Origin of the sequence: Caloramator proteoclasticus DSM 10124, from assembly GCF_900129265.1 — a bacterium.
Lineage (GTDB): Bacteria > Bacillota > Clostridia > Clostridiales > Caloramatoraceae > Thermobrachium > Thermobrachium proteoclasticum.
On record NZ_FQVG01000018.1, the window covers coordinates 14,409 to 28,534 of the forward strand.

The 14,126-nt window shown below is 29.0% G+C and carries 11 protein-coding genes and 1 pseudogene; all 12 read right to left on the minus strand.

Annotated elements, in window-relative coordinates:
* Positions 1-64: 64 nt before the first annotated feature.
* Positions 65-1,378: a nucleotide sugar dehydrogenase gene (locus tag BUB63_RS05725; RefSeq protein ID WP_073248384.1), complete on the minus strand. Its 1,314-nt coding sequence runs from the start codon at positions 1,376-1,378 to the stop codon at positions 65-67.
* 49 nt (positions 1,379-1,427) lie between these two features.
* Positions 1,428-2,531, minus strand: a complete 1,104-nt coding sequence (locus BUB63_RS05730; protein ID WP_073248386.1) for a DegT/DnrJ/EryC1/StrS family aminotransferase — start codon at positions 2,529-2,531, stop codon at positions 1,428-1,430.
* A gap of 68 nt (positions 2,532-2,599) precedes the next feature.
* A pseudogene (locus BUB63_RS05735) lies at positions 2,600-2,956 on the minus strand (UDP-N-acetyl-D-glucosamine dehydrogenase); the annotation flags it as partial.
* Between the two features lie 1,031 nt (positions 2,957-3,987).
* Positions 3,988-5,184 carry a glycosyltransferase gene (locus BUB63_RS05740; RefSeq protein ID WP_073248390.1) on the minus strand — a complete coding sequence of 399 codons (1,197 nt, stop codon included), beginning with the start codon at positions 5,182-5,184 and terminating at the stop codon, positions 3,988-3,990.
* 4 nt (positions 5,185-5,188) lie between these two features.
* Entirely contained in the window at positions 5,189-6,436 is a 1,248-nt protein-coding gene (locus BUB63_RS05745) for an O-antigen ligase family protein (RefSeq protein ID WP_084106555.1), read from the minus strand.
* Between the two features lie 2 nt (positions 6,437-6,438).
* Positions 6,439-7,497, minus strand: coding sequence for a glycosyltransferase (locus tag BUB63_RS05750; protein WP_073248394.1), 1,059 nt, complete (start codon positions 7,495-7,497; stop codon positions 6,439-6,441).
* A gap of 446 nt (positions 7,498-7,943) precedes the next feature.
* Entirely contained in the window at positions 7,944-8,270 is a 327-nt protein-coding gene (locus BUB63_RS05755) for a glycosyltransferase (protein ID WP_242947348.1), read from the minus strand.
* A gap of 96 nt (positions 8,271-8,366) precedes the next feature.
* A complete protein-coding gene (locus BUB63_RS05760; RefSeq protein ID WP_073248398.1) occupies positions 8,367-9,515 on the minus strand; it encodes a glycosyltransferase family 4 protein in 1,149 nt (382 codons plus the stop codon).
* Positions 9,516-9,519: 4 nt separating this feature from the next.
* The gene (locus BUB63_RS05765) at positions 9,520-10,383 is read right to left on the minus strand and encodes an NAD-dependent epimerase/dehydratase family protein (protein ID WP_073248400.1); all 864 of its coding nucleotides are present in this window, start codon (positions 10,381-10,383) and stop codon (positions 9,520-9,522) included.
* A gap of 192 nt (positions 10,384-10,575) precedes the next feature.
* Positions 10,576-11,205 (minus strand): sugar transferase, encoded by a 630-nt coding sequence (locus BUB63_RS05770; RefSeq protein ID WP_073248402.1) that lies wholly within the window; start codon positions 11,203-11,205, stop codon positions 10,576-10,578.
* A gap of 46 nt (positions 11,206-11,251) precedes the next feature.
* Positions 11,252-13,102, minus strand: coding sequence for a polysaccharide biosynthesis protein (locus BUB63_RS05775; RefSeq protein WP_073248404.1), 1,851 nt, complete (start codon positions 13,100-13,102; stop codon positions 11,252-11,254).
* Between the two features lie 61 nt (positions 13,103-13,163).
* Positions 13,164-13,886: a CpsD/CapB family tyrosine-protein kinase gene (locus tag BUB63_RS05780; protein ID WP_073248406.1), complete on the minus strand. Its 723-nt coding sequence runs from the start codon at positions 13,884-13,886 to the stop codon at positions 13,164-13,166.
* Between the last annotated feature and the right edge of the window lie 240 nt (positions 13,887-14,126).

Genomic DNA, 14,126 nt, shown 5'->3' on the forward strand with positions numbered 1-14,126 from the left:
AAATCCTCCACAATATTTACTAATCTTATTTAGTACAATCTACTAAGTATTTAGAGATAAAAAATTAAAGTTTATATATTTTTTCTCTATTATTTATCACATTCTTAGTTGCGTTTCTTGTATCATAAAGAATCTTTGCTTTTTCTACTATTTTTTCGTAGTCATAGCATGAATGGTCAGTTGTGATAATAACAATATCTGCCTCATCAATAAATGATTCCCAGTTAATAGTTTCATAAATTTTTCCATTATGCTTGAAGTGAGCCACATATGGATCATCTACAAATACTTCTGCACCATTCTTTTCTAAGTGGTCAATTACCTTTAGTGTTGGTGACTCTCTATAATCATCTATATCCTTTTTATACGCAACACCCAGTAGTAAAACCTTTGATCCATTTAATGCCTTTTTTTCTTTATTTAAAAGTTTCATTGCATTATCAACTACAAATTCTGGCATAAAATCATTTATTTCACCTGCTGTTTCAATTAGTCTAGTATGATAGTCAAATTCTCTTGCCTTATAAGTTAAGTAGAATGGGTCTAGTGGAATACAATGTCCTCCTAAACCTGGACCAGGGTAAAATGCCATAAATCCATATGGTTTAGTTTTGGCAGCTTCAATAACTTCCCAAACATCTATTCCCATTTTTTTGCATAAAATTGCCATTTCATTTGCTAGACCAATATTAATATGTCTAAATGTATTTTCTAGTATCTTTTCCATCTCTGCTACCTTTGGTGAAGATACTTTAAATATTTCTCCTTCTAGTACATTTCCATAAAGTGTAGCTGCAAGTTCAGTACAGTCCTCTGTTACTCCACCAACAACCTTTGGTGTATTCTTTGTTTTAAATTGCTTATTGCCTGGATCTACTCTTTCTGGTGAAAACGCTAAATAAAAATCTTCTCCACACTTTAATCCTGTTTCTTCTAATATTGGCATTACTATTTCTTCAGTAGTACCTGGATAAGTAGTTGATTCAAGTACAACAAGTATACCCTTATGTAAGTACTTTGCAATATCTCTTGTTGAATTTACAATATATGAAACATCAGGTTGCTTAAACTTATCTAGTGGAGTAGGAACTGCAATTGCAACACAATCCACATCCTTAATAAATGAGAAATCTGTTGTTGCAGTAAGTAAACCCTTTTTAACTAATTCTGACAATTCTTCATCCACTACATCTCCAATATAGTTATGTCCTTGATTAACCATTTTTACTTTACTATCTTGAACATCAAACCCAATTACCTTATATCCCGCCTTTGCCTTTTCTACAGCAAGAGGTAATCCAACATAACCTAATCCAACAACACCAATGACTGCTGTTTTATTTTTAATTTTTTCTAATAATAAATTTTTGTAACACATAAATAGAACCTCCCATATATTTTATTAAATAATATGATTAAATTTTTGTTTATTTGTTGTCAAATTTTCTTATCAAATCAGCAACATATTCTTGTTGTTCTAATGTAATTTCAGGATATAAAGGAATTGCAAAAGTTCTTTTTGACAACTTTTCTGAAACTGGTAAATCTCCTTCTTTATATCCTAAATATTCATACACATTTTGCAAATGAAGCGGAACTGGATAATATATACCTGTAGCAACTCCATTATCTTTTAAAAATCTAAGTAGTTCTTCTCTTTCTTCATGTTGAAGTATATATAAATGATATATATGTTTACATTTTTCATCTTCATATGGAGTCACACACTTAGTATTCGCAAGTAACTCATTATATTTATGTGCCTTTTCCTTTCTTGCATTATTCCAATCATCAATATGTTTAAATTTTACGTTTAAAATAGCAGCTTGAATTTCATCTAATCTACTATTGTATCCAATCATGTCATGATAGTATTTTATCTTACTACCATGGAATCTAAGCATTCTTATTGTTTGTGCAACTTCATCATCATTTGTAACAATCATTCCTCCGTCTCCATACCCACCTAAATTCTTTGTTGGGAAGAATGAAAAACAAGCTGCATGGCCTATTGAACCTGCCTTTTTGCCTTTGTACTCCGCACCAATTGCTTGACACGCATCCTCGATAACAATTAAATTATGTTTTTCTGCTATTTCCATAATTCTATCCATGTCACACATTTGTCCAAATATATGTACAGCAATTATAGCTTTAGTTTTTGATGTTATTTTTTCTTCAATTTTATTTTCATCAATACAATATGTTTTTTCATCTACATCTACAAATACAGGAGTTGCCCCTACTTGAGACACAGTTTCAGCAGATGCAAAGAAAGTAAACGGAGTAGTTATTACTTCATCTCCTTCTCCTATACCAAATGCCTTTAGTGTTAATACAAGTGCATCTGTACCATTGGCAACACCAATACCATGTTTTACACCACAATAATTTGCAATATCTTCTTCTAATTTTTTAACTTCTGGTCCTAATATATAGTGTCCTGACTCAATTGTGTTTATTACAGCATCTTTAATTTCATCTTTTATTGTTTCATATTGTGCTTTTAAATCAAGTAGTTGTAATTCCATTAAATCTCCTCCTATTTAATGTATATCATATAACAGTCTTTTCAAAGTTTTTTATTATTTTAATATCAAATTATTTTACTTAAACACATTAAATACTTCAAGCAAGGCTGCTTGTACATATCAAGAGGTGTAGGAACTGTAATAGCTATTGCATCAACATTCTTTACAAAGCAAAAACCTGTTTTTACTTTTAACTTCTTTTTAACATCTAATTCTTTTAAGTCTGAATCAACGATATCTCTTATGTAGTTTTGCCCTTTATTTACAAATTCAACTTTTGAGGCTTGTACATCAAACACTATTACATTATAACCTGTTTTTGCTTTTTAAACAGCTAAAGTAAGACCTAAATAACCAAGAGCAACAACTCCAAGTTTGACGGTTTTGTTTTGTAATTTTAGTGTTTGAATTATATATATATATATATATATTTATTTATTTATCTACCTCTTATATTTTTATAAATTTATTGTAACCATGGATAATAATCATAAATGTATTTTACGATAATACGAAATAAACTTTTCTTTTTATATTGTTTACTAATAGTAAAATAGGGAGTTTGTACAGCACCAAACGATCTTCTTATACTTTCAACACCTTCAATCAAGCTTCCTTCAAAATCAAAAACATTTATGTTAAGTTCTTCTTTTGTAAATTTTATAGCCTCCTACATTAATATTAATAAACTACTCGCTCCACTATTTCTTAATTCAGGATTTTCTCCCACTAAGTGTACATATGATGACCTGTCATCCCAAATTAAATATAATGCTGAATGTATTTTCCCATCATTATCTTCAGCTAAAAAATTTTCCTTCTTTTTTCTTGTTTCAATACGTTATCTTGCTTTTTTAAGAATTCATAAGTATTCAGAATTTTAAGATTCTGTTTATTAAATGTCATGGAATTAACTTCATAGAATTCTTGTAATGTCTTATTAAATGATATTTTAATAATTCCACTGGCTTTTTTTATTTTATTTCTAAAACTGCTTTTGAAATTATTATATACCACATCTAAATTTGTTATATCTTCTATAATAAACGTATTATATCTTATAGTCTGTTTAAATCCATTCCAGTAAAATGGCAACCAATTTGTTTATGAATAATTAAAATTCTGATTATAACTGATAATTTTTAACTTACTTAATTCAATAACTATTTCTTTTAATATATCTATTTCATAAGATAATTTTTTTCGTGTTTCTAACCTTAAAAATACTTTATCCAAATATCATTTGTTTGTGTCAACATTGGCAGAGTTATTATTATCCCATTCCTTTTCTTAATAAAATTGTAAGGTAGTGCTACAACCACTTATCCACCTTTTTCTACTAAAATAACATCCCAGTTTTCTTCTCCACATACAGCGTCCATAACTATGGTATTAAAAATATAAGTAAAATTTTAAAATTTTTTATAATTTATTGTGTTTAAAATTACTTACCATATCATTCAAATTTTTTCTTATTATGATTTTTACTTTTTGCTACTCTCAAATCATTTAATATATCACGCATAACTGCATTCCATGTTAAATTTTCTTCAGCATACTTACGCATTTCGATTGTAAATTTTTCTTTTTTTATCAAATTATAAAATTCAATTACTTTATTAATATCTATTGGAGATTCATCTTTAGGAATTTTATAAATATATTTAAAGTTATCACCAAACATCTCGTCATCTGATGCAATAACAAACGGAATCCCCCTAGCACAATATTCTCTATTTTTCAATGCACTATCTTTAGTAAACCCTTTTCTATGATTAGCTAAGCTTCCAATCCCAATATTACTTATATCAAATAAATCATCTAATTCTTTACCTATCTTATTTCCATGAAAAACTACATATTCATTAAGCCCATAATCATTTGCTATTTTTTTTAACTTATTTAATTCTGGACCATCACCTACAATATGAAAATTAACCCTTATACGATCTTTGTTTTTACTCTCATAATATAACCTTAACCCTTCAATAACTCTGTCATATCCATGCCAATATGATACATTTGCTACGGCTATTAAATTTATCATATTTTTATAATCATATAGTTCTTTTATTCTAATATCCGATATATCTATACCATTTGTAATTTCTTTATATTTATCAGATTTTAAAATAATGTCCTTACCTAACACTACATATATTTTGTCCACTATTTTTTCAACTTTTACATCGTATACTTTGCTTAATAAAGCGTTTAGTATTCGCCGACCCACCCCTTTAATTTCTAAATCATCTGGATATGAAGGTATTTCATACATTATATAACAATTCAAGTTTTTTTTTGCAAATTTCAACGCTTTTAATCCTTTACTAAGAAACTTATACTTTCTAATATATAAATATTTTGGTGCTAACTCTATTAAAGCTTTTTGTACATATGAATTAAATCTACTATAATTTATATATCTCTTTATTAATAATAACTTGTCTTCTTTATTTAATGTTAATAATCTATTATCTATATATTTTACACTTTTATTTTTTATATTTTCTATACAAATTGAATTACCTTCTCTACATATTAATGCAACATCATAAATTTTAGCAAATACACCACATTTTGCTAATATCTTTTTGTATACACCTAAATCGATTTTTCTATCAATGTAAGCAATATATATTAATTTTTCCAAAATATCACTCCTTAGATTCTATAATTTTTTCAAAACTCTTTTGGAAAGTTGTACTTAACTTGTTTTCATCTCTATGTTTGATAATAAAAAAGGAAATCGTATATCCTATATAAAACCAAAATTGTTGAACCCTCCATAAAGTATTTGAGAAAAATAATTGTACTATAGAATTTGTAATTAAAAAAATGAAAAAAATTTTTTCTAAATATTCTACTTCATTATCAAATAATAGTATTTTAATAGGATAAAATATTAATAATGAAAAAATAGTGAAAAATACTACCCCTCCCTCATATAACAACTGAATAAATAAATTATGAACATATGTCCCATACACACTCTCGAAATATGCTATTCCATTACCTGTAATAGGTGCTTGTAAAATCGCTCTTATAGCCTCATTCCACAAGTACATGCGACCATTCGATATGTCATTTTGATTTAGATACATTACTGCCTTATCTATTGCATAAAATTTTATATTATTCGTTGAAAGAAAGTTGTTTAAATTCATTAAAATTTGTTCCATATTCAAATAAATAAATACTAACATTAATAAACCTATAAAGAAAATTATTTTTCTATATTTAATATTTTTTTCAATTTTTAAATATATCATTCCAGTAATTTGAATTAATAATGCTAAAATGACCCCCCTTGATGCATAATTAAAATAAATATACCCGTAACTAATCAACACCCAAAAACTTATTAATTTGTACACTTTCTCAATTTTTATTGAAGTCAAACAAATTATTGATGCTGAAATCCCTGCAAGCATGTTGTATGAAAAGCCCATCCATTGACCATAATCTAAATTTATAAAATTTATATTTAAAATTTTGAAACTTAATACAGCAGAAATAACAACTAAATATTTAAAAACATATACTAATGAAAATTTATTTTTATCTGACATAATTAATCCTGTAATTCCAAAGAATATAAAACTTAAAAAGTAAAAATAAAGTTCATAAGTTCTACAAATTAACCAATAGGAAATACCAAAATAAAATAAAATTAAACTAATGATAAGTACCTTAGAAATCGATATTATTCTTACTGTCTTATTATTGATAATATATATAATTATTAGCACTGCCATTATCTTAACAATTATATTTTCTGTTTTTGGTAACATTGTTGTCATTATATTTGCACAAAAAAATAATGCTATAAGTAAACTATTTATTCTTAACTTTATAGAAATATTCTTGTAACCTACATAATTCATTCCAATTACTCCTAACATAATTATTTATTACATAGACTTATATTAATAACTTTTATGTATATGTCACTTAATCTATTTCTATAGTCCGACTCGTTATTAAATTCATTAAAGCTTGTTATACTATTAGATGACATTTCTAAAAATAATTCATTATTTTCTAATAAGCTTTGTACTGATTCTGCCAATTTTTCATCATCTGATGTTAGAAAACCTTCTACTCCATTTTCTACCAAATCTGTTATTCCATCAACTGGAGTACTTACTATTGGCACACCTAATGCCATCGCCTCTAAAATCGCTATAGGTAACCCTTCATATCTTGAACACATTAACATACATTTAGCTGATTTTAATGCTTTATAAGGATAAGGTAATCTACCTGTGAATGTTACTCTATCAATAACTCCTTCTTCTCTAAAAATTTTTTCCATCTCACTTTTTAATTCACCTTCTCCTATAACACCAAAACGTGCATCTTGACATTTTTTTAATACTTGGCTTGCTACTTTTGCAACCCTTTCAGGATTTTTTTGATAGGTTAATCTTCCTAAATACACAAAATCAAAATCATATTTTTTATTATCTTTTTCTATCAATTTTTTTAACCTATTTTCATATATTATATTTTTTAATACAACAGTTTTGTTCCTTATAAAATTTTTGAATTTATATTCTTCTAAACAACTTTCTGAAACTGATATAATTTTTTTTACTCTAAAAGATGAAATGAAATAAATAAGTGATTTTATTGAAATAACAGACATATTATTAGCATTAACATGCAAATGAGATACAACTGGTATTTTTCCTGATACTAAAGTAGCTATAACTGTTGCTTTAACATCGTGAGCATGTATTATATCTGGTTTAAAGTTTTTAATCGCATTTCTTACTTCAAAAATATTTAATTTTTTTAATGGAATAAAATTTACTTCTCTATCTTTTAAAGCATCTTTTATTGATCCATCCGGAGAACAATATGACATTTCAAGTTCATTTTTAAACATCATACAAATATCAGCAGCAACATTTTCAGCACCAGATAATTTGTTACTACTTAATAAATGAAGTATACGCAATATAATCAACTCCTATTTTAGTAAGATAAAAAATAAAATATTATTCTTGAAAATTTTACAAATATTATTTACTAATATACAGTATAGTAATTTAAATTTTTGTATTGTCTTTAACATTTTATATATTTACATCACATTCTTATTTAGACTCATTTTTGAATGTTACTTTCTTATATACAATTAAAGGAATTAGAACATACTTAAAACTAAGCATTTAAACTATTAATTCACACTATCTGAAATTTATAAAATAATTTTTTATATAAAAGTTTTTGTCCAGTAATACTTTATTTTTTTAAGATTTAAATAATCTCGTTTAAATAAAAATACATAACGTATATAAATTCTTATTAATATTTATTTATATTTAAAATCTTAATTAATTTATCAAACTTAAACCATTATAGTTACAATAATTATAAAATTAATACATAAATTAATACATTTTATGTAAGCAAACTATATATATCCTCCATTTTATTTTTTATATATTCTATTGAATACTCTTTTATATATTCTAAACTTTTTTCCCTAAATCTTTTTCTTAATTCAACTGATTTGTATAATTTTTCAACTGCATTTGCAAATTCTTCTAAATCGTCAATTTTAACAATAAAACCGTTCTCATCATTTATGACTAAATCTCTATTTCCTCTACAGTTAGTTACAACTAATGGCAAACCTGTTGCCATTGCTTCCATTAAATTAACTGGAAGACCTTCACGTCTTGATGCAGAAACAGCAACATCTGATAAAGCCATTAAATTTGGCACATCTTTTTTATATCACTCTCTTCTACAAATACAAATTTAAAATACTTTTTATTAACAATCAAAATTACACTTAAAATCCTCTAATATTTATGTAATTCATACTGTATTATATATTTCACGCATTATCTTTTTTACATTTTCTATGTCAAATTTCTTAATAAACACTCGGTTATGCTTTCCCATTTTATTGTTGAGGTAAACATTCTCTAATAGTTTATTTATAGAATTTGCAAACTGTTCAACATCATAAACTTCTACCAAATATCCACCCTTACCGTCCTCAATCAAATCAACATTTCCTCTAATTTTTGAACAAACTATAGGAAGCCCTAAAGCCATAGCCTCCATTAAAGCCACAGACAATCCTTCTCTAAATGAAGGTAAAACAAATACATCTGAAACTTTGCCAATCTCAGCTATGTCTCTTCTATAGCCCAATAACTTAACTTGTTTCTCTAACCCTAGTCCCTTTGCTAAATTTTTAAGGTAATCCTCTAATACACCTTGTCCACATATCATATAATATACATTTGGATTTTGTAATTTAGCTATTGCCTTTATTATAGTCTCATGGTTTTTGTTTTTATTAAGTTCTCCTACCGAAAGCACTAAAAAAGCACCCTCAGGTATACCCAACTCTTTACGTTTCTGTATCCTATCAACAGATATCTCATTGAATTTCTTAATATTTACCCCTACTCCAGGAACATACTCAACCATTCCAGCTCTAAATAACTTTTTAGCCCTGTTATAATCCTCCTTATTAATAGTAATAAGAACATCAGTATATCTAGAAAGCCATCTTTCAATAGGATAAAATATCACCCAATTTTTTAATGGTGCTCCACTGAAAAAGTGAAATCCATGCACTGTATAAATAACCTTAGTTCCATTTTTTCTATGTTTTTTGCAAGCGAGTCTTGCAATAACCCCACCAATAGGAGAATGACAATGTACTATATCATATTTATTTTGACTAATTAATCTTTCTGTTTTTTTATAAGCCTCGGCGATGTCTTTGATAGCATCAACTTTTCTTGGTACAGGTATATGGTAAATATTAACATCTATATTTTTCAATTCATCTTTAAATTCTTTTACTCTTTCTTGTGAAGTTGTACTTCCAAATTCAAAATTACAAGCAACATCAACTTGGTACCCTAATTCCTGTAATATTTGAATGTTATGCATATTAAACTGATCAATCATAGAGGCCACGGAAGCAAATATTAGTGCCTTTTTCATATATTTACACCTCCGTCTCCCAAACTGCTTCCTTTAAATCCCTAATTCTATATTCAACCTTATACTCACTCATACTCTTTTCATAAACTAAATTTCCAAATACCTTATTTATAATTCCAACTTTCTTACCCATTAGCTTAAGCAATGGATTGAATGCCTTCGTAAGCATAACTTTTTTTCCATGTGCTTCAGCTATTAATTTTACTAACTGGCTTGTTCCTACATACTCTTTATTTTGAGGATAAAATATTCCTTTTTCATTATTATCTATCATCAGTCTAATAAATTCACAAAGATTATCTATATGAAGCATACTTCTTTCATTTTTTATATCAGGAAATATTGGTAGCTTTTGAGCCACTTTAGATAGCTTTGGATAGTTTCCCTTTGAACCCTTTCCAAAAATCATAGGTGGTCTTATTACTACAACATTAAAATTATCATCTTGAAGTGGTAGAATACCTTCTTCTGCTTGTAATTTACTTTTGCCATAGAAGTTACTTGGTGTTGGGACTGTATTTTTATCTATAACTCTTTTATGGTTAATATGACTGCTGTCGCCATAAACTATAATGCTACTCATAAAAATAAACTGTTTTACACCTTCTGCCTTTGCTTTCTTTGCTGTTTCTATAGTAAGGTCACGATTAACTTTATAGTATAATTCCTCCATCTTAGGATCTATAGATACGTGTGCAATCCCTGCCACATGAAATACAACATCATACTTAGAAAAATCATACTCTTTCCATTTTGGATCTTTCATATCTAAAGTATCAACAATATATTTATCTGGCCATTGGCTTACCCATTTTTCAAAGCTTGTACCTATATAGCTATTGGCACCGGTTATAAGTATTTTTTTCACTCTATTTTCACCTCTATTTGTTTAGTTGGATGGTTGGTTAGTTAGATAGTTGGTTAGATTTTTTCTATCTAACTAATCTTATCCCTTCCCCATTCTCACTTCGTCAATATAATTTAATATTGTACACATTTTAATATTGAACTTTTATATTAAATTATATTTATTAATCAAATATTTTCAATAATATTTTAATTACTCAGCAATATTAATCTTTTCATTATCTACTTTTAATTTGCCTGTTCCACCTTCAACAACACCCTCGCTTCTTAAAACACTAAATATTGTTTTAAAAAATATTTTAGTATCAAATAAGAAGCTCATCTTTTGTACATATTCTCCATCAAACTTTGCTTTTATTTGAATTGGTAGTTCATCTCTACCATTTATTTGTGCCCATCCTGTAAGGCCTGGATAGACATCGTTTGCCCCATATTTATCCCTCTCTGCTATTAAATCATATTGATTCCAAAGAGCTGGTCTTGGACCAATAATACTCATATCACCCTTTAGAATGTTTATAATTTGTGGTAACTCATCAAGGGATGTTTTTCTTAAGAATTTACCTACCTTTGTGATCCACTTCTCTGGATTTTCTAAAAGGTGTGTTGGTGTATCTTTTGGTGTATCTATTCTCATTGTTCTAAACTTTAATATTTCAAAATGTGTTTTATTAATTCCCACTCTTTTTTGTTTAAAAAATACTGGTCCTTTTGAATCAAGTTTAATTGCGATCATAAGAATTAGAAATAAGGGTGATAAAACTATAAGTCCAATAAGAGCAAGTATAAAATCTATAAATCTTTTTATGTACTTTCTATACATTCAATCCTCCTCCTTTTATAGGTTGGAAAGGTGGTAACCTCTCCACCTATTCCTCTCCTGCTGCAACCTCATCGTATACCTTATACGTCTCAACTATCTCCTTTAGCTGCTTCTTTACCTTCATTGGTTCTTCGGATTGTAGTGCAAATTTTAGGGCGTCAAGCTTAAGTTTTAGCTCCTCATAATCTATATTTAGTGGTTTTGCAACGTATATTTTGCTATTTTGGGTCTTTGTTAGTCCCTCTTCTGATAAGAGGAGTTCTTCATATAGTTTTTCACCTGGTCTTAGGCCTGTTATCTGTATCTTTATGTCCTTCTCTGGTTCAAATCCAGATAGCCTAATTAGGTTGCAGGCCATATCGTATATCTTAACAGGCTCGCCCATATCAAGGACAAATATCTCTCCACCCTTAGCAAAGGCTGCAGATTGAAGAACAAGTTGGCAGGCCTCTGGGATTGTCATAAAGTATCTTGTTATTTCCCTATGGGTTACAGTAACAGGGCCTCCCTTTTCTATCTGCCTTTTAAACAGTGGGATTACAGAGCCGTTGCTTCCAAGCACGTTTCCAAAACGAACTGCAACAAATTCTGTTTTACTTTTCTTTGCGAAGGCTTGTACAATCATTTCTGCTGTTCTCTTTGTTGCACCCATTACATTTGTTGGGTTTACTGCCTTGTCGGTTGAGATAAGTACAAATCTTTTTACGCTGTATTTGTCTGCACATTCAACAAGGTTTAAGGTACCAAATACGTTGTTCTTTACTGCCTCAGATGGGTTGTGTTCCATCAATGGCACGTGCTTGTGGGCTGCTGCGTGGAATACAACATAGGGTCTATATTTTTCAAATATTGTTTCCATTCTCTTTTTATCTCTTATTGAAGCTATTAAAACCTCGATGTCTATGTGGGGATGATTTGCTCTAAGCTCAAGTTCAAGGTCGTAGGCGTTGTTTTCGTATATATCAAGTATTAGAAGCTTTTTAGGATTAAACCTTATAACCTGCCTGCAAAGCTCAGAACCTATAGAGCCTCCTCCGCCAGTAACTAAAACAACCTTATCCTCTATGTACTCCTTGATTGCTCTATTGTCAAGCTTTATAGGATCCCTCTTTAGAAGGTCCTCAATCTTTACGTCCCTTATTTCCCTAACCCTTTCGGTGTTTGATAAAACCTCATCCATTGAAGGCATTATTTTAACTTCACAGCCTGTGGATTTACATATCTTAATTATCTCCCTCTTGTCGTGTATGTTTAATGTTGGGATTGCTATTATTATTATATCAGCTTTATATCTATCTGCAATAGATGGAATATCATCCCTATTTCCTAAAACCCTTGTTGACATTATTGTCTTTCCTATCTTTGCAGGGTCGTCATCAATAAATCCTACAACTTCGTAGTTTAAAAGTATGTTTTGTCTTATCTCCTTTAAAAGGAGAGTTCCTCCAGAGCCTGCACCAACTATTAGGGCTCTTTTTTTGCCCTGTGCAAGTTTCTTTGTTGCACCTATACTCACTCTTCTATATACTCTAAAGCTAAGCCTTAGCAGGTTTGTTAAAAGGGCTGTAAATATTGCATATAAAAGAACAAACCTTGTTTCAAACTGATTAAAAAGGAAGTTGTTTAAAAGAAGGTTTGTTAGTAGAAATAGTGTATTTGCAAAGAAGGATGATATAAGTTCATCAACGCTGGCATAATGCCATAGGCTTTTATATAGGCCAAATAGTGCATAGGATGCAACTAAAAAAACAGTATTTAGTAATAGATAAGAATTGTTAAAGGAATACTTTATCCTATCTCCATATACAAAGAATGATGCCAAGACTAATGAAATATTTAATAATATGATATCTGATAATATTAAAGTTAAGTATCTATATTTTTTTAGCTTCTCCAATAAAATCACCTTCTCATAATTACTATATCGACCAATGTTACAAAAACTTTAGATGTAATTTTTACCTATTGAATAGGAATCCCTTCTTCTTTTTCTTCTCCTGCTCTTGTCCATAGTAGTAGTGGTAGTAGTATCCATAGTAGCCGCGTCTATTGGTATCAAGCTTATTTAAAACTACACCAAGTATATTTGCACCAACCTTAGTTAGTAGTTCCTTTGCCTTAACAACAGCATCTTTCTCTGCTTCACCTGATGCTACAACAAGTATTGTTCCATCGGCATATTTAGAAAGAACTTGTGCGTCGGTTACCATAAGAACAGGAGGTGTATCTATAATAATGTATTCATAATTTTTTTCAACGTCAGATATAAAGTTTAGCATCTTTTGTGACGATAAAAGTTCTGCGGGATTTGGGGGCTTTGTACCCGATGTTATTATATCAAGGTTTTCAACAGGCCCCTTTATTATTACGCTTTCATATTTTGCTTCGCCAACTAAAAGATCAGAAATACCGTATAAATTGGAAATTTTAAGTTTTTTATGTATACTTGGTTTTCGCATATCACAATCAAGTAGAAGCGTTTTATGTCCATTTTGTGCTAATGTTATAGAAAGATTTAATGCTGTTGTGGTTTTGCCCTCACCTGGGGCAGAACTTGTTATGACTATTTTTTTAACCTTTTTATCAAGAGATGAAAATTGTATATTTGTTCTTAAAGTCCTATAGGCCTCTGCTATAGGGCTCTTTGGCTTTTCAACAGTAACTAAATCAATACCAACCATTTAAACCCCCACCTTTAAAAAAATACCCATTTTAGGATGCCTTATTTACCCACATAATGTAAAAATAAAATGTCAATTGATATAAATCCCCCAAAATCTTAAACTAAATACAAACTTGATTTTTTAAATTTCCTAATTAAGAAACACCACCCCCAAATACAAAATATCTGGTGGTGGGTGCCCTACTATCTCCACCTACTCCAAGGGCCCAGATACAGAGTAAGCTTCACAGATCACCAA